Annotated in this window: 24 protein-coding genes, 3 tRNA genes and 1 other RNA gene; 4 read left to right on the top strand and 24 right to left on the bottom strand. The window is 49.0% G+C overall.

What is annotated here, in order from left to right; translation table 11 throughout:
- Positions 1 to 342 (top strand): 50S ribosomal protein L20, encoded by a 342-nt coding sequence (gene rplT, locus FBF26_00675; protein ID QJU09787.1) that lies wholly within the window; start codon positions 1 to 3, stop codon positions 340 to 342.
- A gap of 49 nt (positions 343 to 391) precedes the next feature.
- On the opposite strand, the gene rnpB is transcribed toward rplT, so the two are convergent.
- Both rnpB and FBF26_00665 read right to left on the bottom strand, forming a co-directional pair.
- Positions 392 to 735: RNase P RNA component class A (gene rnpB, locus FBF26_00670), an RNA gene on the bottom strand.
- A gap of 170 nt (positions 736 to 905) precedes the next feature.
- Positions 906 to 1,553: a site-2 protease family protein gene (locus tag FBF26_00665; GenBank protein ID QJU09786.1), complete on the bottom strand. Its 648-nt coding sequence runs from the start codon at positions 1,551 to 1,553 to the stop codon at positions 906 to 908.
- Positions 1,554 to 1,638: 85 nt separating this feature from the next.
- On the opposite strand from FBF26_00665, the gene rpmB reads away from it, so the two are divergent.
- Positions 1,639 to 1,854: a 50S ribosomal protein L28 gene (rpmB, locus tag FBF26_00660; protein QJU09785.1), complete on the top strand. Its 216-nt coding sequence runs from the start codon at positions 1,639 to 1,641 to the stop codon at positions 1,852 to 1,854.
- A gap of 54 nt (positions 1,855 to 1,908) precedes the next feature.
- Here the strand turns inward: rpmB and FBF26_00655 are convergent, their stop codons facing one another.
- The 6 genes from FBF26_00655 to FBF26_00630 form a co-directional block, all read right to left on the bottom strand.
- Positions 1,909 to 2,547, bottom strand: coding sequence for a Zn-dependent hydrolase (locus FBF26_00655; GenBank protein ID QJU09784.1), 639 nt, complete (start codon positions 2,545 to 2,547; stop codon positions 1,909 to 1,911).
- Positions 2,548 to 2,557: 10 nt separating this feature from the next.
- The gene (locus FBF26_00650; protein QJU09783.1) at positions 2,558 to 3,148 is read right to left on the bottom strand and encodes a transcriptional regulator; all 591 of its coding nucleotides are present in this window, start codon (positions 3,146 to 3,148) and stop codon (positions 2,558 to 2,560) included.
- Positions 3,149 to 3,172: 24 nt separating this feature from the next.
- Positions 3,173 to 4,057, bottom strand: coding sequence for a tRNA (adenosine(37)-N6)-dimethylallyltransferase MiaA (gene miaA, locus FBF26_00645; GenBank protein ID QJU09782.1), 885 nt, complete (start codon positions 4,055 to 4,057; stop codon positions 3,173 to 3,175).
- Entirely contained in the window at positions 4,039 to 4,458 is a 420-nt protein-coding gene (locus FBF26_00640) for a cysteine methyltransferase (GenBank protein QJU09781.1), read from the bottom strand. The genes miaA and FBF26_00640 overlap by 19 nt, the downstream gene beginning before the upstream one ends.
- Entirely contained in the window at positions 4,340 to 4,711 is a 372-nt protein-coding gene (locus FBF26_00635; GenBank protein QJU09780.1) for a hypothetical protein, read from the bottom strand. The genes FBF26_00640 and FBF26_00635 overlap by 119 nt, the downstream gene beginning before the upstream one ends.
- A gap of 248 nt (positions 4,712 to 4,959) precedes the next feature.
- The gene (locus FBF26_00630; protein QJU09779.1) at positions 4,960 to 6,771 is read right to left on the bottom strand and encodes a threonine--tRNA ligase; all 1,812 of its coding nucleotides are present in this window, start codon (positions 6,769 to 6,771) and stop codon (positions 4,960 to 4,962) included.
- A gap of 338 nt (positions 6,772 to 7,109) precedes the next feature.
- On the opposite strand from FBF26_00630, the gene FBF26_00625 reads away from it, so the two are divergent.
- Positions 7,110 to 7,186: transfer RNA gene (locus FBF26_00625), tRNA-Val, on the top strand.
- Between the two features lie 510 nt (positions 7,187 to 7,696).
- On the opposite strand, the gene FBF26_00620 is transcribed toward FBF26_00625, so the two are convergent.
- The 7 genes from FBF26_00620 to FBF26_00590 form a co-directional block, all read right to left on the bottom strand.
- On the bottom strand, positions 7,697 to 9,379 hold the full coding sequence (locus tag FBF26_00620) for a hypothetical protein (protein QJU09778.1): 1,683 nt from the start codon (positions 9,377 to 9,379) through the stop codon (positions 7,697 to 7,699).
- Between the two features lie 4 nt (positions 9,380 to 9,383).
- Positions 9,384 to 9,725 carry a hypothetical protein gene (locus FBF26_00615; GenBank protein QJU09777.1) on the bottom strand — a complete coding sequence of 114 codons (342 nt, stop codon included), beginning with the start codon at positions 9,723 to 9,725 and terminating at the stop codon, positions 9,384 to 9,386.
- 43 nt (positions 9,726 to 9,768) lie between these two features.
- Positions 9,769 to 9,844 (bottom strand) — tRNA-Thr (locus FBF26_00610).
- Positions 9,845 to 9,917: 73 nt separating this feature from the next.
- A complete protein-coding gene (locus tag FBF26_00605; protein ID QJU09776.1) occupies positions 9,918 to 10,940 on the bottom strand; it encodes a hypothetical protein in 1,023 nt (340 codons plus the stop codon).
- Complete coding sequence (locus FBF26_00600) at positions 10,915 to 11,448, bottom strand: PH domain-containing protein (GenBank protein ID QJU09775.1); 534 nt, start codon at positions 11,446 to 11,448, stop codon at positions 10,915 to 10,917. Before FBF26_00600 ends, FBF26_00605 begins: the two co-directional genes overlap by 26 nt.
- A 7-nt stretch (positions 11,449 to 11,455) precedes the next feature.
- A tRNA-Arg gene (locus tag FBF26_00595) sits at positions 11,456 to 11,532 on the bottom strand.
- Between the two features lie 58 nt (positions 11,533 to 11,590).
- On the bottom strand, positions 11,591 to 12,094 hold the full coding sequence (locus FBF26_00590) for a nucleoside-diphosphate kinase (GenBank protein ID QJU10551.1): 504 nt from the start codon (positions 12,092 to 12,094) through the stop codon (positions 11,591 to 11,593).
- A gap of 107 nt (positions 12,095 to 12,201) precedes the next feature.
- On the opposite strand from FBF26_00590, the gene FBF26_00585 reads away from it, so the two are divergent.
- Complete coding sequence (locus FBF26_00585) at positions 12,202 to 13,122, top strand: hypothetical protein (protein ID QJU09774.1); 921 nt, start codon at positions 12,202 to 12,204, stop codon at positions 13,120 to 13,122.
- Positions 13,123 to 13,134: 12 nt separating this feature from the next.
- Here the strand turns inward: FBF26_00585 and FBF26_00580 are convergent, their stop codons facing one another.
- From FBF26_00580 to FBF26_00540, 9 genes are all read right to left on the bottom strand, one after another.
- Positions 13,135 to 14,289 (bottom strand): hypothetical protein, encoded by a 1,155-nt coding sequence (locus tag FBF26_00580; protein QJU09773.1) that lies wholly within the window; start codon positions 14,287 to 14,289, stop codon positions 13,135 to 13,137.
- On the bottom strand, positions 14,282 to 15,016 hold the full coding sequence (locus FBF26_00575) for a prepilin-type N-terminal cleavage/methylation domain-containing protein (protein QJU09772.1): 735 nt from the start codon (positions 15,014 to 15,016) through the stop codon (positions 14,282 to 14,284). The genes FBF26_00580 and FBF26_00575 overlap by 8 nt, the downstream gene beginning before the upstream one ends.
- Entirely contained in the window at positions 15,000 to 15,560 is a 561-nt protein-coding gene (locus tag FBF26_00570; protein ID QJU09771.1) for a hypothetical protein, read from the bottom strand. Before FBF26_00570 ends, FBF26_00575 begins: the two co-directional genes overlap by 17 nt.
- The gene (locus FBF26_00565) at positions 15,544 to 16,281 is read right to left on the bottom strand and encodes a type II secretion system protein (protein QJU09770.1); all 738 of its coding nucleotides are present in this window, start codon (positions 16,279 to 16,281) and stop codon (positions 15,544 to 15,546) included. The genes FBF26_00570 and FBF26_00565 overlap by 17 nt, the downstream gene beginning before the upstream one ends.
- 27 nt (positions 16,282 to 16,308) lie before the next feature.
- Positions 16,309 to 17,175: a hypothetical protein gene (locus tag FBF26_00560; protein ID QJU09769.1), complete on the bottom strand. Its 867-nt coding sequence runs from the start codon at positions 17,173 to 17,175 to the stop codon at positions 16,309 to 16,311.
- A gap of 78 nt (positions 17,176 to 17,253) precedes the next feature.
- Entirely contained in the window at positions 17,254 to 17,727 is a 474-nt protein-coding gene (locus FBF26_00555; protein ID QJU09768.1) for a type II secretion system protein, read from the bottom strand.
- Between the two features lie 65 nt (positions 17,728 to 17,792).
- The gene (locus FBF26_00550) at positions 17,793 to 19,004 is read right to left on the bottom strand and encodes a type II secretion system F family protein (protein QJU09767.1); all 1,212 of its coding nucleotides are present in this window, start codon (positions 19,002 to 19,004) and stop codon (positions 17,793 to 17,795) included.
- 3 nt (positions 19,005 to 19,007) lie between these two features.
- Positions 19,008 to 20,078 (bottom strand): type IV pilus twitching motility protein PilT, encoded by a 1,071-nt coding sequence (locus FBF26_00545; GenBank protein QJU09766.1) that lies wholly within the window; start codon positions 20,076 to 20,078, stop codon positions 19,008 to 19,010.
- 18 nt (positions 20,079 to 20,096) lie between these two features.
- A complete protein-coding gene (locus FBF26_00540) occupies positions 20,097 to 21,860 on the bottom strand; it encodes a type II/IV secretion system protein (protein QJU09765.1) in 1,764 nt (587 codons plus the stop codon).
- Between the last annotated feature and the right edge of the window lie 11 nt (positions 21,861 to 21,871).

The following is a 21,871-nucleotide window of genomic DNA, read 5'->3' as shown; positions in this document are numbered from 1 at the left end:
ATGAGGGTAAAACGAGGCGTCCCTGGACACGCAAAGCACAAGAAAATTCTGAAAGCCGCTAAAGGCATGCAGCACAATCGAACTCGTAGCTTTCGCTTAGCGAAGCAGGGGGTAATTAGAGCTCTGCAATATGCCTATCGTGATCGACGCAATAAAAAACGAGACCTCCGCAGCCTGTGGATTACCCGGATTAACGCAGCCGCTCGCCAAGAGGGCACGACGTACGGCAGGCTCATGGCTGCTCTCAAGGCAAAGAATATTGAGCTTGACCGAAAAGTGTTGGCAGAGTTAGCCGTTAACGAACCTACGGCCTTTACCGCAATTGTTAAAGCAGCACTATAAGAAAGCGACTTCAGCAAACTAAAACCTTCTCCGCTGAGAGAAGGTTTTAGTTTACAGCCTACCGATAAGCCGGGTTCTGTCGCGAGCGATCATCTATCTAGTTTACCTGTTGCCAGATAAATCAAGCGGTTATCGGCCTACGAGCGGACAACTCATTTGTAGACCTCCTTGCAGTCGACAGGGTTTACCTCTCCTCTGTGTCACCACCGAGGACTGTAAGCTCTTACCTTACTCGTTTCACCTTTTCCTTTGTGTCTATCGCCACAAAGGTAGTTTTGTTTCTGTGGCACTTTCCCTAGGGTTGCCCCCGGTCGCCGTTAGCGACTGTCGGTGTCCTTTACTGCCCGGACTTTCCTCTTGGCTTCACCGCCAAGCGATCGCTTAATAGGCTGCCCTATTATTATACATCATAAAAGCCCCAAGCAGTGCAAGCGCGTGATATTCCCCCGCATAAATGCAAGGTGGGTATCCGCAACCAGTCACCACGATGACTGACCATTAGGACTCCCTATCATATGATGTTAGGAAAATCATATGCGCCCGCCTACCTGAGGCTATCTCTATTATACACCAAAAATCATGCAAAAGAATTGGATAATACCGTTCGTAGCGAACGTCATAATTCGCCCAATTGCCGCCTGTCCGATCATAATGATAATGAACACCACCATTACCCCGTAGCGCTCAATCCACTCCATGCCACGGCGCACACTCTCTGGAGCGAGCGCATACAGCACTCGCGATCCATCGAGTGGTGGCAGCGGCAACATATTAAACACGAAAAAGCCTAAATTAACCAACACGACGAGGCTAGTAATTTGCCCCGCTAACGTATTTTGAATCAGCCCACCGCTGGTGATAACGCCGCTGACAGCACCCATGCCAAACGCTAAAAACGCTAAAAACAAATTAGTCAGTGGCCCAGCAAGCGCTACGAACGCTGCACCCCATTCACCGTGTCGCACGCGTTGAGGATTAAATGGCACCGGTCGAGCACCACCAAAAATTGGCAGCCCTAGCATAGCCAGTAATAATGGCAGCAAAAGCGTCATGAATGGATCAATATGCTTCAGCGGGTTTAACGTCAGCCGCCCCTCCGCCTTGGCCGTATCATCTCCGAGAAAATAGCCCATAAACGCATGCATCGCCTCGTGTAGCGTCATTGAGACGAGAATGACCACCAAGACCATACCTAAATATGCCAAATCCATAATTACCATTATAACACCTTGACTAATTATAGAAATACCGCTACAATACGATAGATTGTTTAGTTAATATAAAGCGAGGTTGGAAATGGCATCACGATGCGAACTAACCGGCAAAGGCAAGCAATACGGTCACAACGTTAGCTTTTCCCTTCGCCGTACCAAGCGCACTTTTAAGCCAAACCTACAGAAGAAAACTCTTGTAGTAGATGGTCAAAAAGTCACGTTGGTTCTGAGTACTCAAGCAATTCGTACTCTTAAAAAGAAAGGGTTGTTACGCCCGATACAGACAAAAACCGTCTAGGCTCAACCCCCTCCAGACAAGGAGGGGGTTTATTAGTGCAACGTATCGACTGGCCTAGCTCCGCGCGACAGTAATGATTGATAGTTGTTCAGGTAAAGACGCCGTCCCCTTCACTTTCCATTTTGACCCAGCATCAATAGTCTCCACGCCCATTTCGCCAACAAACACCGACAGGTCGTCTTGCGGCACTTCGTAGTGTAATGCACCATCAGCATAATGCACCGGGATAACCACTTTCGGCTCCAGCTGGCGTACCATATGAGCCGCAGATGTCGCGTCAAGCGTGTAACCACCACCGCCAACCGGTATCACAACAACGTCAACAACACCGATATCCTCCAGCTGAGACTCTGACAATTTTGGAGCAACATTACCTATAATCACAACACGCACACCACCAATTGTTAAACGGTAAATCGTTGATTTTTTGACATCAGTTTCCGTATCAATGTGTCGCCAGGCTGCCACCCCCTTCAGAGACACATCGCCGACCTCATATTCACCCGGGCCACTAAAGAGCAGCCGTGGTACTACATTGCTTGCGGCGAATCTACCCTCCGACAATATCTCAACGTCCTGTACCCCAAGGTTATCCTTAAGTCCAACCAGCGATAGCGCTGGATCAAACGCGATTTTTACCATTTTCGTTGTAAAAATAACGTTATTTGCACCTTTGTATTCTACTTCAAACATATACGTCTCCTTATACTAGTATACTCTCTGCGTCTACCACAACCGAGTGCTTACTATTCATTATTTCCATCACAAACTTATCTCTAACGCTCAGACGATAGTAAAAATCATCATAGCTCATTACAGCATAATTCAGCTCTCTCCCCTCGGCTTTTTCAATTTTCTTAATGGCGACACCAACTCTCGACTCCGATAGCCGACCGACCAACAGTATATCAACCCGACTCGTCGATCCACGCACTAACGCACCGGCGACTATAGCGATCTTTAGCCCGGACAGCCGAGCGATATCGCCCACCCACGGTATACTGTTCTTTTTGTTATGGTCGGTTTGCTCACTCGGTCGCTCATCGGCAAAAATCATCTTTAGTGGCGTGAAGTATGCATACTGCTGATTCGCAGCATAATACAATTTATTGTCATAATTATTCGAAACAATGACTCCGACCCTGAGCATATTTGATAGTTCACGCCGTACCGAGTTAATTTGCTCGCCGATCAATCGCGTAATCTCTCTAACATAAAACGATTTTTCAGGGTTCGCTAAAAACAGGTGCAGTAACTTCACCCTCGTTTTTGAGCCGAACAGCGCATCAATCATGTATTAAAAATTGTACCATAAATTTTACGCCCGAGCCAAAAGTTGTGACAAATAGTGTTCAGCAGAGTCAAGCGTCGCCCACATGATAAACGGGTTACGCCGCAACCACGTCATCTGTCGCTTCGCCAACCGCCAATCAGCTATAACAAATTGCCGCTTTAATTCATTTTCGGTAATATTTTTATTCAAAAACTCTCGGACCAACGGATAGACATTACCCGTCATAGCCTCATTATCCCAGCCATATTTTCGGGCTAACAACATTGCTTCACTCACAACATTATTTAAAAATAATTGTTCAGACCTGAGCACAATTCTTGTTCGCAATATATCTTTATTCGTAGCAATTCCTACAACGACACTATTATCTCTAATTCCTGTACTACACCTGTTAATATTATTTTTTTGTTCAATAGCATGTATAAGATAGCGCTTATTCTTGTTATTCTCTGGTAATTTTCTGTTGTATTTATAACAATAATATTGTAGTTCGGCTACTGTCCTTTTTTCTAGCTCATGCCGTAAACTAGGATCAGGAGGAGCTCCAAATTGAAAATCAAAAATTACTGCATCGATATAGAGACCCGTGCCGCCAACAAGAAATGGTAAACGCCCCCGAGAGCGAATTTCACTTATTTTTTGCAGAGCATACTCCTTAAACTGTGCGGCGCTAAATGTCTCGCCCGGGCTGACCAAATCAAGGCCCCAATGGGGCACGGCTTCTCGCTCAGCCATAGTTGGCTTTGCCGTACCAATATCCATGTCTCGATATATTGTTCTGCTATCGGCACAAATTATTTCGCCATTATACTGTTTTGCCAGGCGAATCGCTAGCGAGGTCTTACCACTAGCAGTCGGCCCCGCGATAACAACTAGGGGTAATTTTGCTTTTACAGTTTCGGCCGCCATCGTCGTTCCTCAAAATCAATTATCCGCCACCTCTCATCGCAATAAATACCATCTTGCTCAAGTAGCTGCCTTTGCACACCTTGCCCACCCGGAAAACCTACCGCCAAGCCACCTTTCGCATTCACTAGGCGATGCCACGGCAAATTCTCTGGGCCACCATGCGCTATTCCGCCCACAATTCGTGCTGCGTGCGGGTGTCCAGACAGTGCTGCCAAGTCACCGTACGTCGTCACTTTGTCGTCAGGTAGCTGCGCCATGAGAGTATAGATCCGGTCTCGCAAGCTAGCTATTGGCAATTCGCTCAATTTCCACCTCCACTTCTGACCACGAATGGCATCGCACCACTCTATCCGGCAAACTATCTGCTCTATTCCAAGTATAATCACCAAATAAGATGGCATTACGACCAGTCTCGGAAACAGCTAAACAGTGTTTCAACTGATCATCAATTAAAACATCAGCATTAATTTGCGTGATTAACTCTGTTTTTGTCAGTTTATGAGAGTCCTCGTGCACCGTATCCCATAGGCCAGAGAAGTAGACCGCAGAACTGGCGAAAACCCCTGGAAAATGCTCCTCGATCCAAAGCAGTGTATCGCTTTGCACCTGCAAGCGACGCGAAGTAGCCACCATGAGATGATGCACCTGCGACATGTTTCTAAGCACCTCCTCCGCCCCCCCCTATATGAGCATATCCCTTTATCGCACCAGAGTCGTGAAAGACATGAGCACGCCGTTCTGCCTCCTCGCTATCAACATGCCACATCTCTGACCAATGTTCGCTATAGTCATCAACCCTCAATCGTGTGCCCCACCGTTCATTACTAAATGCCACGAACCCGATTGCGTTTTCTGCTAAAACATCGTCAATATCAATTGCAATTCTTAGCCTACGCACAAGATTACAGTCCCCGTATATATTCAGCTAGCTGTTCAAGCGGAATTTGCTCTTCACCCGCATGCGTCCTGATACTTACGACACGTGCTATCTGATCCTTTGGCCCAACAATAATCTGTATTGGTATTTTTACAACAGTCGCCTCACGAATCTTTTTCCCAAGGGATTCATTACGACTATCTATTGTAAATCTTACATCGTTGTATTTTATTGGTTTCATTAAGGTCACCTCTGATAAAATCGATGTAATTTCATCAACGTAGTCTGAGACGGTGTCATTAATCGTTAGAATACGTACTTGTTCTGGCGCCGCCCAAAACGGGAACCAACCACCCGTGTGTTCAATGAAGACGCTCAAGAATCGTTCAATCGACCCGAGCAGCGCACAGTGAATCATCACAGGTGTTGTAAAATTACCATCACTATCTGTGTATTCCAAACCAAACCGTTGCGGCTGCACGAAGTCTAGCTGCACTGTCGCGACTTGGTGCTCACGACCGATAGCGTCAGTTGCCATGAAATCAATTTTTGGTCCGTAAAAAGCAGCCTCACCTTCCTGCTCAAAATAGTCCAAGCCAACTTTTTCAACTGCTGATTTCAACTGATTTTGTGCAGAAGCCCACAATTCACGTTCACCCAAGTATGCATCAGAGTCATCACGGTAACTGAGCCGAACCCGCAGCTTCATATCAATAGTACCGTACAGTTCCTGGGCAGCAGACAATAAATTATTGATTTCTTGTTCAATTTGGTCTGGGCGACAAAAGACATGGCTGTCATCCTGGGTCAGCGAGCGCACACGATTCAGACCGCCAAGCTCACCGGTTTTCTCGTCACGATAATCAGTGGTTGTCTCTAAATAGCGCACCGGCATATCGCGGTAGCTACGAGGTTGTGAAGCAAAAATCTGCGTATGGTGCGGGCAGTTCATCGGCTTTAACGCCATTTCATCACTGGTTTCCTGGCTTTTAACCAAAAACAGCTCTTCGCCAAATTTGGCCCAGTGGCCTGACGTTTCATACAAATCCTTTTTGGTAATATGCGGCGTCCAGACTTTTTCAAAACCAAACCTCTGACGCAGCTGATTTGAGTATTGGGCCACGGTATCGCGCAAGATAGTTCCACGAGGTGTAAATAATGGCAAACCAACCCCCACGAGCGGCGAGGTGGTATACAGATCAAGCTCCTTGCCTAACTTGCGGTGATCACGCTGTTTGGCCAGCTCTAATTTCTCCAAATATTTATCCAGCTCTTCCTGCGTAGCAAAAGCTACACCGTATAGTCGCTGCATTTGAGGATTCTTTTCATTGCCCCGCCAATAGGCGCCCGCAACCCGCATCAACTTAAATGCACCAACCTGACTGGTATTTACAGCATGCGGTCCACGACACAGATCCTTAAACGACCCGTTGGTATAAAACGAAACTTCATCGAGCGCGCTATCACCTTCGGCAATTGTACCCATTTCTGCAGCGTCCAGATCTTTTGCTACCGTTGTCCCGGCACGTTTTAGGTCATTAAGAAGTTCTTCTTTATATGGCTGATGGCTATCTTTGGCCCATTGAATTGCTTCATCAATTGGGCATTTTGTGCACACAAAGTCTTGCTTTTCGGCAATGATTCGTCGCATTACCTTTTCAATTTTATTAAACTGCTGCTCACTGATCTTCGTTTCACCAAGATCAATATCGTAATAAAACCCATGTTCAATAACCGGACCAACTCCAAACTTGGCGTCTGGCCATACCCGCTGCACAGCCGCCGCCATAATATGCGCCAGGCTGTGTCGCATTGCATAGAGTTTATCTTCGCTCATAAAACCTCCTTTAAGTAATTATAAAAGCACGCCCAACGCGTATAGCGTGCGTGCCTCGGTCCTGGGGACGAGCCAGGAGGTTCCACCTTGGCGATGACTCTTGCTCCGGCTGGTTTCGTGCGCCGCAACCGCTTTCACGTTGCTCGAGAGGTGGTTAGTCTCTGTCCTTGCTATTCTCACCGTATCATAGTTAAAAGTTCCGGGCAACCCTTACGACGCATGGACTAGGTAGCGGATCCGTAATACTACACCAAGAAACGACATGACGGCCAACCCCTACGCTCTCCGCAAGAGGTAATTGCATTCACCACTAATTCCTGCTATTATTGACAATAGTCGGGCGATTAGCTCATTTGGCTAGAGCGCTTCATTGACGTTGAAGAGGTGAGAGGTTCGAATCCTCTATTGCCCACCATTATTGCATACAACCCTCGCAGTGCGGAGGGTTTTTAGTTTTTTCTATTTTACACATTTTTATATACTTTTCCACTAGTATTTTTTATAGCGATATGTCAATATATTGATATGATTTGTATAAATTGTTTTCACGATAAAACTACTACAAAAAACTCCCGCAAGCACACGAAACACCCCAGCGTCTGGCGGCGACGGGCCTGTCCAGAATGTGGCGCAGTCTTTACGACATACGAACAGGCTACGCTAGACGGGCGCATGGTGCTAACACACGACGGGTCAACCATCCCTTTCAATTTAGGAAAGCTCATCATAAGCATTAGCCGTAGCTTTCAACATAATAAGCATGCTGCAGCACATGATAGCTACTTCCTTGCACAAACTGTGCAGCAACAGATTATCAAGCAAGGTAAGCCGCTATCTACGCAAATCATCACTCAAATAACACACATGATTCTCCAACGCTACGATCCAATAGCGGCACTCCAGTATGCCGCTCAGCACCGCCTCATCACTTCTCGACGACGCGGGAGGTCTTCGACCGTTTACGTGCAGCCGCCCTCTGGCGAGCGTTAATCGCCGCTGTGGCTTTTTCGGTGACGTCAAACTTATCGAGATATCGCCCGACTAACAGGCGAGTCTGCGCGGCAAACGCCGCAGCAGAGCTATAGACAATAGACGTCACTGGCATTAGTACCCATTGTAAAAGCATCCAGACACTTCGACGTCGCGTGTAGCGAACTGGACGCGGTGGTAAAATCTTGAAAGCACTAAAAATCGCTATCGCCATACCAATCAACGCAATTTGCTGCAGCGTACTCACCGTATCAGGCAATTGATGCGCGGCGACACTACGAGCTGCTTCGGCATTAACAATAAGCGGCACCCAGCCACCAAAAGCAACTAGAACCGAATTGCAGGCTAACGTCACATTTCCATCAAGTAGCCGCACAAACCGTGAGAAACCAGCCCAAAATGGTACATTACGCTGCTTAGTAAAGACCCGTTCACCAACATACGCAACATCAGATGCCCCATACGCCCAACGACGAAACTGGATAAACTGCGCTTTGAGCGTTTTTATATACGTAGCTGACAATACCGCGTCTTGATAAATCGGTACATGGAGTGGCACGACCCCGTAGTTACCACCAAAATAGAAGTAGCTGCGCCAATACTGGTGGCCGTCTTCGACGATCGTTCGAACACTCCAGAAGTCCATCTCAACGAGCGCATCCATCGGCTGAGCATGTGAAGCAAAATTACGTAGCGAATGAGGGCGCATTGAGCTAATAATATTCCAGAATGAGTTACCCGTCGCGACCACACGCATCGGCGCCGGCACATCCCAAATATTACTAGTAAATAGGCAAACCGGTTGATACGAGTAGTGCTTACGGTCCTCGCGGACGATATATTCGTATGTCAGGTAGTCAAAGTAGGTTTCATGTGGCTTATTATCACAGTCCATCGTCGTGACAATAACATTACCGTACGGAATATGCTGCTTCTCAAGCCACCCCTTCAGCCAGCGCCCGGCATGTGTAATATTGCCACCCTTGCCGATCACCTCATTCGGAATGTCTTTTGGATGCTTGACGATATGAAAGGCGTGAAAATACTTGCCATAGCGTTTTTGCAGTGTCTTGGCGGTCGTGTCGATATCCTTACCACCTCGCTCTTCATACGCAAATACCATAATCATACGCTTTTTATCATACGTAGTAGCGATTACTGCTTGAATGGCTGGTTCGATTACCTCAATGCTCTCATTATAGGCTGGCATGATGACTGCATTATAAATTTCAGATGGTTTCGGGAAAAACCCTGGCTGTGCAGAAGCAATGAGACGTAAGTTTTCTTTGTGCTCTGCAAAGCCGACCTCCTTCTGTCGCTGGTCACGAATACGTGCATATACCGCCTGCGGATCTTCGAGATCTTCAAGACGCGCATGCCAATTGATCAGACACGCCTTATCCATCCTGGCACGGCCAGCGACCATATGATAGGTAATGCCAACCACGCGCACCATCATCGACAGGATGATAATAAGCAGATAGAGTGACGCAAGCAGTGGACTAAAAATCGACAATATGACAAGAAGAATAATTGCACCATAGCTCAACAGACCCGGCAGAATCTCTAGAAATCGATAGAGCGGCTTTCGTTTACCAAGTGGTATTTCTATATCCATAATTCTACACCACCGACGCGATTACGATTATTGAGTAAGCAAACAGTGCTAGTATAACTGATATAGCGATTGTGAGCCAAAGAAGTGCCAGTGCTAAGTCTCGACGCTGTACCACAGCAAGCTTAGCGCTCAATATGATGTGCCCAACCGTAATCATAAGCTGCAACACGCCATACGTCCAAAGCGAATACCAGTGACCACGATAAAGCCCCGTCACACTAAATGCACTATGCTGAACAATAACTTGGGTTTCTTTAGGCTTGATAGTAACAGCAAAGGAGATAATAATTATTGACGCTAGTAAGATATTAACAATAACAAGACCAAGTAGCCAGCGGTCTTTCATTATCTGTCGTAATGTGTTTGTAATATGGTTCTTCATGCTGTTCTGGAGCCGCTGACCGGATTCGAACCGGTGACCTACGCTTTACGAAAGCGCCGCTCTACCAACTGAGCTACAGCGGCATGTCTCCCCAAGAATTATAGCAGATGAGTGAGGCTTTCGCAAAGATGATGACGAGCAGGCCGGAGGCTATTTCTACTCACCAGACTTTTGTTCGGCTGGCTGATCAAGATGAACGTAATAGGTAACTTTCTTGTCATTGATCAACTTATCAAAATTAGCTTTAAATGTCGTCAATGGAATCTTGAGGTATGAGTAGGTGATTGAACCGTTATCCCGTGAGCGTGGCTGAACAAAGTAGTAGCCATCGCCACCGAGCGGCTTAATAACCCCAGAGATCGTGCCATCTGCGGTTCTAATCGCCGCCTCGGTCAAGCCACCGTCTTTGTTGGTCTTCGGAACAACAGTCTCTGGCATTACTTGTACTCGTTCGCCTAACGCCGCCGCGACATCGGTCAACGATTTACCGGCCTTGAGCTGTGCTTCAACTTCCTTAACAAGGTTGGCCGCCGCTTCATCAACGGCAAACGATACTTCCCAGCGCAGCAGCGATGCCCTAATGCCATCACGCGCCTCATCAAGCGACCAGCCAATCATATCTTTTACCGCCGAACGGTAGGCTTCTTTTGACAGGCCGGCATCCTTTTGCTGGCGGTCCATCTCTTCATCAACTTTTCGATCATCAACTGATATACCCCTTTCTCTCGCTAGCTTACGCACATATGCATCCTGCACCGCTTGGTTCATGGCCCGCTGCCGCTGAAAAGCGACTTTATCACCAGCCTGATCTTGACCCTGAGTCTTAAGCACCGCCATATTACCGCGGTTATATAGTAAATAATCACTATAGCGCACAAATTCCCCTTCAACTGAACCGGCCGGTAGCGGCAAAATTTTGGTAATACGATATGCTAAATCGCTTGTGTCCTTCCAGACATAGAGTTGCAGATACAATAGGACAATCACCGTCACGAGTCCAGCAATACTAATAAATACCGTGTTCCAGACTAGTTTATGTTTGGAGTATTGTATCGGGTATTTGTGTTTGCGCCCACCAGCCAGCACCTTTTCGCGATGCTCCGCGACCGTGTCATTGGTAATCCGTGACGGCAGTGAGCGTTTGTCCTTTTTCTTACCCTTCGTTGTCTTCTTTAGCATGATCACTCCTTTCAGCAGCGAGGTCCACCGCATCTTGCAGCTTATTATAAATCTTATCTGGGTGCTCGACATTTTTAATGACAAGGTCCCCGACAAACGTCTGAATAACTATTGTACCAAATTTGAACATTTCGCCCGTAAAACCAGGCACGACATAACTGATATTCTGGACTTTCGCTAGTTTAAGTTCAATTACATCCTTACCAAAAAAACCATGCTGCGTTATCTGGCGAAGTCGCTGATTTGTCACAATGTAATATGTATAAAACCACATTAAAAAATGATAACCAAACAGAACGAGTCCAAAGATGAAGCTGCCGAGAAATACCCATAAAAGATTGAGATTATCCTGCCAAATAAGATACGGCAGCGCGCCAATCGTCATCGGGATGAGTAATAGATAAAAACCCTTACGCATAGCAATAATATGCCGGCGAAACACAAACAGCAACTCCTCGCCATCGCGCTGGCCATCAAATGATTTATCTAATTTGGCTTTCTTCGTCATAATTCTTTGGTACCCCGGGCAGGAGTCGAACCTACAACCTTATCCTTAGGACGGATCTGCTCTATCCAGTTGAGCTACCGAGGCACACATAAAAAACCACCCGTGTTAATTATAACACGGGTGGTCGTCGGTCGCGACAATGCTACCGAGTAAACTTTTCGTTTAACGTCGCATAATCCATCAACTCTTCGGGTTTAAACCAGTGGGCGACTTCTTGCGCCGCCTCGTCAGGATCACCCGATGCGTGAATCAAGTTCGGCACACCCTTCTGGCACTCGTTGGCGTAGCCAAAGCTAACATGCGAATAGTCACCACGAATCGTACCCATATCGGCAGACTTTGGCTCGGTTGGGCCAACAATTTTACGCACCACGGCAACCGCTTCAACTCCTTCAAGAACCATAGCGATAACCGGCCCGTCCATCATCATATCAAGCGTCATGTCAAAAATTTCTTCACCACGACGGGTCACCATCTTGCCAATCGTTTCGTAGTGCGCAAAGTAATGCTCACGACCCGGAGCTACCATCTTGACACCGATAATCTTGAGACCAACACGCTCAAACCGCTGCAAGATTTCGCCGACGATCCCCCGCTGTACTGCATCAGGCTTGAACACAATCAGTGTTCGTTCAATGCCACACATGTTCTTCTCTTTTGATTCGGTCATACGCCTCCTTCGTGTATTATTTTCTTCATCATAACAAAAACTAGCCATTTGATAAACGGTATAGATGTTGTTAAAATTAAATCATGTATCTTTCTGAAGCATTAGCAGATTTCCTGGAGCACCTAGAAGTTGAGGGCGGACGCAGCCCTCGCACCATTGAGAACTACAAATTATACCTTGAACGCTTCATTGATTTTGCTGGTGATATTGATGTTGCAAAAATAACATCAGAGACAATTCGTAAATATCGCCTCTGGTTAAACCGTTATAAAAATAGCAACACCGGTGAAGAATTGTTGTTAATCACACAAAACTATCACTTGATCGCCCTGCGTGGATTATTGACGTATTTATCACAACGAGACATCTCATCACTGGCAGCCGACAAGATTACCCTACCAAAAACCATTCGCAAACAAGTCACATTTCTTCACTACGACGAGGTGGTACGACTAATTGAGCAGATCCCGCTGGACAATGAACCGGGCCTTCGCGACCGAGCAATCATTGAGCTTTTGTTTTCGAGCGGACTGCGCGTGTCGGAGCTTGTTAACTTGAATCGTGACCACATCAATCTCGCTCGACGCGAGTTTATGGTACGCGGCAAGGGCCAGAAAGACCGGCCGGTATTCGTTTCAATGTCCGCTGCCGAGCACGTCAAAAACTACCTTGATGCGCGAAGTGACAGCTTGCCGGCTCTATTCATCAGCTATAGCAGGCGCCCAACAAAACCATCAGTTTCTGGCGATTATCGTCGGCTGGGTGCTCGCTCGATCCAGCGAATGGTGTCGCACTACGCCCGACTTGCTGGCATCACCAAGCACGTTAGCCCGCACACTATGCGTCATAGCTTTGCCACCGACCTTCTGATGAATGGAGCGGACCTACGGGCGGTACAATCGATGCTCGGTCATAGCAATATCGCCACGACCCAGATTTACACACACGTCACCGACCAGCACCTCAAAGACGTCCACGAGCGCTTTCACAGTGATACGAGATAGACCCCTAAGACACTACGGCCGACAGCTACCCGGCGTTACACTACCCTCAGTCACCGAAAAGTCTTTACAGAGGCTATTCTCAAGATCGATAGCATTTTCAGGATACGGGAAATCGTCACCTATCTGAAGGCGCGCCTCAACCCGCCGAAACACATTACTAGCACGACCAGTTGCATCAACCGCTGGCTGAACGCCATCAAACTTGACCGGTTCTGCACCATTATATAGGGCAATTCGCACGTGTGACATGCGATATAGCGGCGTCAGACGCAAGAATGAATTAACGCTGGCGGCAGCCGTAACAGGTGATATATCAATTGTGGCTCGGCACGAATAACCACTATTAGCAAAATCCGGAGAACAGCTCACCGGCGTCGGAGCATTGTTAAATTGCCCTCCACCGCCCGCTCGCGGTAGATTAATTGCCGATACACCTCCGTTCGTCGGCCCGGGGACACTCAGCGTCCGTGGATAAAGGAACATCGTCGCAACACGAGAGCTATCAAGACTAGCAAGGTCAAATGTATCGCCTGGAAAAATCATCTGAGTGCGCAGTAGCGCGGGTGCAGGACGAGACGGCGACTCATCCCAGTCACTGTACGCCGGCAGCGAAGTTGATACGGAGGCAGCATTTTTTACTCGTCCAGCAGCCACGTTGCCGTTCGCGTCCTCTTTAGTAAACCACTCGAGGACAATTTTATTAAATTCAGATTTGGCTTTCAGCGGCACCAAACGAGATGATCCTTCGGGTATGTTTACCAAGAAATCTTCCGTGTCCATCGTGATGTTGACGCAGGTATAGGCTTGGTTGAACTCTTTACCATCCCCCGAGCGACGTGACTGAATCAGCGTCTCGTTAGCGGCCACATTACCGGCAACGCCCGCACGTGCGACCACTTTACAGTCATCAGGCAGTCGTAACTGTTCGCAAGCCTTGCCACCGTTATCTCCTTTTTGACAGGCACGCACGACTCGCTTGGCGTCTTCAACACCGGACAGTGCCGCATCATACGCACTTTGTGACAGCTCATTGTTCAGGGCCTGTCGCTGATCAACCATTATGAGCCGCATGAAGCCGAGCATCAAAACCGTTAGTAACAGTGTCGCAAAGATCACTGCAAATAACGACACCGCACCTAATTGATTATTTCTCGCTATTTTATCCATTTGTCCTCACAATCATCTCAAAGCTATTTATTGCGCAAAAGTCGAGATTCTCACTGTTATCCGCCGGTGGCTTACAGGTGCCATTAGCTGTATTGACCGCCTCAAGCTGACTGGTTCCAAGGACAAATTCCAAACGATACAGACTGTCTGCCCCGCTATCACCCGCCACTCGCGCTGCTTTCATTTGATGAATTGCCAGCACCACATCATTCGACCCGGCTGGCTTGAGAAGATGTGTCACTTTATCCGTCGCGACTGTTGACATGTACGCCCCCGTTGTTTCATTTTTCTGGCACAGCATACCATCTGGGTCAATCACTCGAGCAAAATTAATCGGACGACCAGAATGCGGCCCACCAACTTCGGTAATAATACCCGCACCGGCCTTCACTTCTCCAGAGACAACCTTTGGCACATTCCAGACATATGAATAGTCACCGAGGCAGAGTCGGCCGCTCCGATCAGCACCACCCGCCTGCACCATGACAACGGCCAAATTAGCATTACCACTTATCTTGCCGGCATTAGCCTGCAAAAAGTCGCGCCGCAAGCTATCGCTAATTTCGCGGCCGGACTGATTGATACTTTTGAGCGTGAGGCCTCGATTATACAGCTTGCCGGCCTGGATTGCTATCGTAGCAATCGCCAGTAGCAACACCGACACAAATGCCATCGCCAGCATCAGTTCAACCAAGGTAAATCCATATTGTCTATACCGCCGTGTCATACATCCTCACAATCGTCCCCGTGGTCATCGGCCGGTCAGTCCCCACACTCATCCAGCAGGCCTGAATGTACGCATCATAGGCGCGGCCGCCTTCAACACGTACCAGCTGAATTGAAATGCCCTGAGAAATTGGATTTCGAGCAGTTGAAATCTTGGCATATGTCGGCGATAATTCATACTTATTGGTAATCAACTGAAAGGTATTTTTGCTGGGTGCTAGTGCGAATCCCCCACTCGGCATTGCCTCTGGACATCGATTAACATTCAGTAGCGAATTGGCGTGGTCAATAGTCCGACCTTTCATCGCGTCCCAGAGGGTAGCAAATGAGCTGCCGGCCTGAGATGACTTGTCGTGAATGTAGCGCAGCATTTCTGCTTGACTATCAATCTGTTGCCGCACAAGCGTCAACTCTAATGATCGCTGCGCCATAGCAATACCGCTGTTCATGAGTGCCATGATACCGATCGCCAGCATGCTAAACATTGCTACCGCCATTACCACTTCAATGATCGTGTCGCCCCGCGCGCTATGCCGTCGCTTCATTATCGCACCCCTTTGTCGCATGACCGACCGTCACTGCCTCGCTCGAGCCAGCCTTTGCCCCCAAAAAGACTGACAGTCTCTGGCCAACTGACCAGCCAGTATCATAGATACAAAACTCTCGCTGCCGCAGCTGTAAATCGGCCGTATACATACCGCCATTCGGCTGCATATTGCGAATAAAATTATTAATATTAGCTGGTGAATACGGCGCATCATTCGTGCGTACGATAACCTGCCCGCTATCTGGATCGCGGTATATTAATAAAGCCAGTTCTCTACCAATGGTATTGGTTGCCGTGAGCGAGCGTACCTGCGCACCCCAGCCAACCGTATAGGTATTTGCCTCGCTCTCACTGTAACTATACGTCCACACTCCCGAGCGTTTCAGAGCGTACAGCGGATAGGCGGTAAATGAACGTGCCTCGGAATTCGTTGACTTGATATAACGACCAACGACAACGCAATTCGACTGGCCCCGAGCTCCGTCGTTTGTTGCACCCTTAACAGGACATGTGTCGCGATCGCCCCGATCATTCTCGATACTAATCACTCGGCTATACTGATCACGAATAAAGCCGGCGAACGATTGAACAGCGTCATGATACTGCTGTTGACGCAGCGCAGCGCTCACGCCAGCTAACAAGCCAACGGTCAATAGGCCGGTGATCGCCAAGAACAACACCACTTCAACGATTGTAAACCCGGATTGCCACCGCTTCATATGCTCATTATTATAGCATAAGCACTATCAAATCACGATAAGCCAATCCACGATCCTCACGCCGAAAAACCACGAAATAAGAAAGCCGACGATTAGTAGCGGCCCAAATGGGATTCGCGCTCCACGCTGCACTGTACCCCGAAGCATCCCCGGTAGTACCAGTAGCGTGCCGAGTAAATTCGCTAAAAAGAGCGCGAGAAATGCTAGCCGCCAATCCATCAAAAAGAGGGCGAGGCCGAGTGTCAGCTTGACATCACCGAACCCTATCCAGCGACCACTCGACACAACGTAGAGCAATGCATACATGCCACTGAGGATAACAACCGCCGCTATCAACCCCAGCACTCCGCCCGGCAGCTGGCCAGTTGCTACGTGAATCCCAGCAAATAGCGCCCCTAACATCACGAACGGCCAATTCGCCACGTCCGGAAGCAAAAACCACCGCTTGTCATACACGAACAGGAACGCTAGATACGATAGCCCCATCAACATAATCGCAACCTTCGTTATCACTAGTGGCGCCGTAAACGTCATCATGCCATGCCACGTCACTGCGACAAACAACCCGGCCATCGCCATCTCGAGCCCCAGCTCCATCCAGCCAATCGGTGCCTGGCAGTACCGACAGCGACCCCTAGCAACCAGCCAGCTCACCACTGGCAGCAAATCATACCAGCGTAGCTCGTGCCCGCAGGAAAGACACTGCGATCGATCGTCCTTGAGAGGCTTAAGCAGCGGCTTCAGGCGGCGGAGCTCCAGCGTATCAACTGGTTCGCCGGCCTGCTTGTCTTCAACGAGCTGCCGAGCACGGACTCGCCACACCTGAGCACCGATAAAACTTCCCGCCACCGCGCCAAGGATCGCCACGCCCACCAGTATTGTCACTATCATCATACTGTTAATGGTAACAAGAAATCATGAAAAAAGCAGCCCCCTGATAGTAGGAGGCTACCAATAATTCGTTGTCTCTGGTTAGTTTTGGTTGTCTTTACAAAACGCACCGCTTCCTTCCAATTGCACCTTGACGGCGAACGAGCGCGGCGAACCACTTTTGGCAACAATATTTTCGCCATCACATTGAGCGCTCGTGGCATAGACCATCTTCTCGGTCGTTGCCGAACCTTGTTGGGCGACGCCAGTTACCACGCTGTAATTATTGCCTGTCTGCGGATCCTTGAATTCACCATTGCCACGCTTCATATACGAATCAAGGAAACTATTAATCGACCCCGTATCGGTTTTCGGGATACTTCCTTTGTTGTTCGTCGCGTAACTATTCACCTGCGAGACAAACCTGGTCACATCGCTCCGTCGTTGTGTATCGCGCTGACTGCGCTGCAGGGCCGGCCATGCCAAGAATACCATCAAGAATATCAGCCCAGCGATTGCCAGCACCAACACGACCTCGATGATTGTGAATCCTTTATTTGCTTTTTGCTGAGCCATGAAGTTGCCCACCTTTCTGTGACTTAACTTTCTCTTACTATTATACTGTACTGCTTATGGATTGTCTAGAGGCTAATGTCTCCGACCAGATTATAAATTGGAAAGATTATCGCACCCACCATCACGCCGGCCACGACCGCCAAGACCACCATCAGCACCGGTTCAATGGTCGTCGTGATCGCCTTGATCTCTTCATCCAGCTCATCTTCGTAAATCTGCGCACACTTGCCCATCATCTCATCAATCTTACCCGACTGTTCGCCAATCTTGATCATCTGCGGCACCATTGGCAAGATATAGTCCTCATTTTTTAAGGACACCGACAGCGCCTTGCCGCCCTTCACCTTCTCGCTAGCATGCTCAATGCCTTGACGGATAACTGAATTATTGACTGCCCGAGCGGTGATGCGCAGCATGTCCAGCATCGCCACCCCGCTATTGAGAAGCGTTTGACCAGTACGGGTAAAGCGAGCCATGTACAGCTTGCGGAACATGGCGTCAAACACTGGTATGTTCAGCTTGAACGTATCTTTAGCGCGAATACCAGCCTCGGTTTTGAGATACTGCTGAAAGAAATACAAACCGATACCAAGTAAAATCACCAGCGCCCACCAAAACTGCGCCAAAAAACCAGCGACGCTGACCATGGCCTTCGTTGTAAACGGTAGCTCTTTATGTAAGCTACCATACAGCCCTTCGACCTGCGGCACTACCATCACGAGCATGAATACCACCACTGCGATGATCACTAACAGCACAATCGCCGGATAGACCATGGCGCCACGCACTTTGCTAAGCATCGCTGTATCTTTTTCTTGTTGTGACGCGATGCGCTTAAGCGCTTCATCCAACGTTCCTGATACCTCACCGGCCGCCACCAATGCTACATACACATTGTCAAATACTTCTGGATGCTTCTCGAACGCACTTGATAATTGCCGACCGCCCTCAATATCGGAAATTATCTCCTGAATGATACTCTGCATCCGCTTGTTTTGCGTCTGCTCCAGTACCGTATGCATGCTCTGCGCCAGCGGCAACCCCGCACCAATCAACGTCGCTAGCTGCCGCGTAAAGACGATCTTGTCCTTGGACGATATTTTATTTGACAATCGCTGAAAGAAGCCCTCACGCTCATCTTGAAGCTCAATTTTCAGCGGCACGAAACCCTGAGCGCTCAGCAATTTCGCCGCGGCGACCTCGCTCTCAGCCTGCACAACCGACTTGGTAATCTTTTGCGTGGCCGAATCCCTGGCTTCATAGTAATATTTTTTCATGTGCTATCCCCTGATAAGCCGCTCAAACTCCGCTAGATCAACCGCAAACTCACGGGCACTATCATAGGTAATCGTACCGTTTTGTACCAGATTTACCAGCGTCCGATCCATGGTCTGCATACCCTGATCAGCACCCGTCTGAATGACGGCATCCAGCTGATGGCTCTTGCCTTCGCGAATAATGTTACGCACCGCTGGATTAGCAATCATGATCTCGGCCGCCACCACCCGACCACCACCGATAGACGGCACCAGCCGCTGCGAACAAATTGCCATCAGGATGTTTGATAGCTGCGCCCGGATTTGCGGCTGTTGATGCGGCGGGAAGACGTCGATCATACGGTCAATCGACTGCGCCGCCGAGTTGGTGTGTAGCGTCGCAAACACCAAGTGCCCGGTCTCGGCAATGGTAATCGCCGCCGAGATTGTCTCGAGGTCGCGCATCTCACCGATCAGCACCACGTCTGGGTCTTGGCGCAGGCTCGAGCGCAGCGCCGCTGAGAACGAATAGGTGTCATAATGAACCTCACGCTGCACCACCACTGATTTTTTTGACTTGTGCGTGAACTCAATCGGGTCTTCGATAGTAATGATGTGCTGCGACTTTTCGGCGTTAATTTTGTCGACCAGCGCCGCCAGCGTCGTCGATTTACCAGAACCAGTCGGCCCCGTCACCAACACCAAACCGCGTGGGAAATCGGCAAATGTATTGACAATTGGCGGCATGCCCAGCTCCTGCGCAGTCTTGATCTCGTTTGGAATTAAGCGCAGCGCCGCCGCCAAGTTACCCCTCTCATGAAAGGCATTCACCCGGAATCGTCCTAGTGTACCGAACGCAAACGAAAAGTCAAACTCCTTATCTTTGAGCAAAATTTGCCGCTGATCCTCATCAAGAATCTGAAATACCAGCCGCTCCACGGTCGCCTCATCAAGTGGCTGCGTGCCCGTTGCTGCGACCAATGTTCCGTCAATACGCAGCATCGGTGGCAGGCCCACTTGAATGTGAAGGTCTGAGGCCCGCTTTTTAACCACCTCTTCGAGTAAAATTTCGATGCGTAATTCTTGATTGTTCATAATCGTCCCCCTTTTCTTTTATGCTGTATCGGCTGCTACCCGATTTACTTCTTCTAATGTTGTCACACCACTGAGCGCCTTGAGATAACCATCTTGACGCATCGTTATCATGCCTTGCTGAATGGCAAGCCGCTGAATCTCGGCGCTGGTTGCCCGCTTGACGATCAGGTTTTGAACTTCCTCAGTGACGTCCATAACCTCGTACAAACCGCACCGGCCAGAGTAACCTTGCGGCGTCTGCGGCATATCGCGGCCCCTGACTAAAGTATAAGCGGCTTGACCAGATAATGGCAAGGCCTTGTAGCCCAAATCCTGCGAAACAGTCGATATGTCAGCCTGGGTTTTTGGCAGGAGATGGCCAACCGTTGACTGAATGGTCTCCGTTTCAAGTGGTGACGATTGATATGAATCATACTTTGGTGCCACCCGCCTGACTAGCCGCTGGCCAATAATGGTGTTCACGGTACTAGCAATCAAGAACGGTTCAATCCCCATATCCAGCAACCGCGGTAGCACACCCGCCGCCGAATTAGTGTGCAGCGTCGAAAATACCAAGTGTCCGGTCAATGCCGCTTGCACCGCCAAGTTCGCCGTCTCAGTATCGCGGATCTCACCGACCATCACCACGTCGGGATCCTGCCGGAGGATTGACCGTAAGCCCGACGCAAACGTCAGTCCAACATCAGCGTGCACCTGAATCTGATTGACGCCGTCAATCTTGTACTCCACCGGATCCTCCAGCGTCACAATATTGATCGAGTCGTCCTTGATTTCCTTGATCAGCGCATATAGACTGGTTGATTTACCTGAACCGGTCGGCCCAGATGTCAAGATCATTCCGCTCGGCCGCTTGATGCCTTTTTGGATGGCTCTCAGTGCGCGCCCGGCGTATCCCATATCAGTCAGATCAAACGAGTTACCTGTCTTATCAAGCAGACGAATCACCACCTGCTCTCCCCATACCACCGGCGAAATCGCGATACGTAGGTCGACGTCCTTGCCAGCCACATTGACTGCAAACTGGCCATCCTGCGGAATTCGATGCTCATCAATTTTGAGATTTGATAGAATTTTAATACGGCTAACCAGCGCTGGTTCAATACTTTTTGGTAGCTGCATAATTTCCCGCAACACGCCATCAACACGGCAGCGAATTTTCAACGCCTTTTCTAACGGCTCAATGTGCACGTCCGAGGCATGGCTCTTTACTGCATACTCTAGGATTGTACTAAGCGCCCGCGAGATCGGCGAATCTTGAACGATCGTCACAATGTTCTGCGACGACTCATCCAGTGCTTCGCGCTGTGAGTCCTCCGCTGCCTCATTGACCGATGATAAGTCTGTTCTGTACTGGCCAAGGACATGACGGATGCTTTCTTCGGAGGCCATAAATACCTTCAGCGGCCGCTGAATACGATTTGCTAGGTAGTCAACCGCCTGGACATTATTGGCGTCAATCATCGCCACCGCCAAGCGCCCCTGCACCTCGGCCAGCGGTACCGCCATAAATCGCTCGGCAACATCCTCCGGCAGCAGGTTCAAGATGTGCTGCTCAATCACGCTGCTTGCGAGATTAACATACGGCACACCAGACAATTGCGCCACCGCATGCACCAATAATTCATTCTCCAAAAGGTGCTCCTCGGTCAACAGCGACAGTAACGGCTTACCCGACTCGCTGGCACGCTTTTGCGCCTCCTTAACAACCGACCGCTCAATCAAGCCCTCGCTCGTCAGCAAGCCAATCAATTTTCCCTGCATATCATCCGTCAGTAGCGCCATATCACCTCCGC

The organism is Candidatus Saccharibacteria bacterium oral taxon 488, assembly GCA_013100825.1.
In the GTDB taxonomy this organism is placed as follows: Bacteria; Patescibacteriota; Saccharimonadia; order Saccharimonadales; family Saccharimonadaceae; genus Nanosynbacter.
The sequence above is the reverse complement of the archived record's forward strand: the minus strand, read 5'-3'. Positions and strand labels throughout refer to the sequence as shown.

What these genes read in the sequence shown, in the direction of transcription:
- FBF26_00620 (QJU09778.1), bottom strand. Translation starts at nt 9,379, where the DNA reads ATGGATATAGAAATACCACTTGGTAAACGAAAGCCGCTCTATCGATTT.
- FBF26_00600 (QJU09775.1), bottom strand. Translation starts at nt 11,448, where the DNA reads ATGACGAAGAAAGCCAAATTAGATAAATCATTTGATGGCCAGCGCGAT.
- rpmB (QJU09785.1), top strand. Translation starts at nt 1,639, where the DNA reads ATGGCATCACGATGCGAACTAACCGGCAAAGGCAAGCAATACGGTCAC.
- FBF26_00580 (QJU09773.1), bottom strand. Translation starts at nt 14,289, where the DNA reads ATGGATAAAATAGCGAGAAATAATCAATTAGGTGCGGTGTCGTTATTT.
- FBF26_00655 (QJU09784.1), bottom strand. Translation starts at nt 2,547, where the DNA reads ATGTTTGAAGTAGAATACAAAGGTGCAAATAACGTTATTTTTACAACG.
- FBF26_00635 (QJU09780.1), bottom strand. Translation starts at nt 4,711, where the DNA reads ATGTCGCAGGTGCATCATCTCATGGTGGCTACTTCGCGTCGCTTGCAG.
- FBF26_00555 (QJU09768.1), bottom strand. Translation starts at nt 17,727, where the DNA reads ATGGCTCAGCAAAAAGCAAATAAAGGATTCACAATCATCGAGGTCGTG.
- FBF26_00640 (QJU09781.1), bottom strand. Translation starts at nt 4,458, where the DNA reads ATGCCATCTTATTTGGTGATTATACTTGGAATAGAGCAGATAGTTTGC.
- FBF26_00545 (QJU09766.1), bottom strand. Translation starts at nt 20,078, where the DNA reads ATGAACAATCAAGAATTACGCATCGAAATTTTACTCGAAGAGGTGGTT.
- rplT (QJU09787.1), top strand. Translation starts at nt 1, where the DNA reads ATGAGGGTAAAACGAGGCGTCCCTGGACACGCAAAGCACAAGAAAATT.
- FBF26_00560 (QJU09769.1), bottom strand. Translation starts at nt 17,175, where the DNA reads ATGATGATAGTGACAATACTGGTGGGCGTGGCGATCCTTGGCGCGGTG.
- FBF26_00665 (QJU09786.1), bottom strand. Translation starts at nt 1,553, where the DNA reads ATGGATTTGGCATATTTAGGTATGGTCTTGGTGGTCATTCTCGTCTCA.
- FBF26_00585 (QJU09774.1), top strand. Translation starts at nt 12,202, where the DNA reads ATGTATCTTTCTGAAGCATTAGCAGATTTCCTGGAGCACCTAGAAGTT.
- FBF26_00615 (QJU09777.1), bottom strand. Translation starts at nt 9,725, where the DNA reads ATGAAAGACCGCTGGCTACTTGGTCTTGTTATTGTTAATATCTTACTA.
- FBF26_00540 (QJU09765.1), bottom strand. Translation starts at nt 21,860, where the DNA reads ATGGCGCTACTGACGGATGATATGCAGGGAAAATTGATTGGCTTGCTG.
- FBF26_00605 (QJU09776.1), bottom strand. Translation starts at nt 10,940, where the DNA reads ATGCTAAAGAAGACAACGAAGGGTAAGAAAAAGGACAAACGCTCACTG.
- FBF26_00575 (QJU09772.1), bottom strand. Translation starts at nt 15,016, where the DNA reads ATGACACGGCGGTATAGACAATATGGATTTACCTTGGTTGAACTGATG.
- FBF26_00570 (QJU09771.1), bottom strand. Translation starts at nt 15,560, where the DNA reads ATGAAGCGACGGCATAGCGCGCGGGGCGACACGATCATTGAAGTGGTA.
- FBF26_00630 (QJU09779.1), bottom strand. Translation starts at nt 6,771, where the DNA reads ATGAGCGAAGATAAACTCTATGCAATGCGACACAGCCTGGCGCATATT.
- miaA (QJU09782.1), bottom strand. Translation starts at nt 4,057, where the DNA reads ATGGCGGCCGAAACTGTAAAAGCAAAATTACCCCTAGTTGTTATCGCG.
- FBF26_00650 (QJU09783.1), bottom strand. Translation starts at nt 3,148, where the DNA reads ATGATTGATGCGCTGTTCGGCTCAAAAACGAGGGTGAAGTTACTGCAC.
- FBF26_00550 (QJU09767.1), bottom strand. Translation starts at nt 19,004, where the DNA reads ATGAAAAAATATTACTATGAAGCCAGGGATTCGGCCACGCAAAAGATT.
- FBF26_00565 (QJU09770.1), bottom strand. Translation starts at nt 16,281, where the DNA reads ATGAAGCGGTGGCAATCCGGGTTTACAATCGTTGAAGTGGTGTTGTTC.
- FBF26_00590 (QJU10551.1), bottom strand. Translation starts at nt 12,094, where the DNA reads ATGTGTGGCATTGAACGAACACTGATTGTGTTCAAGCCTGATGCAGTA.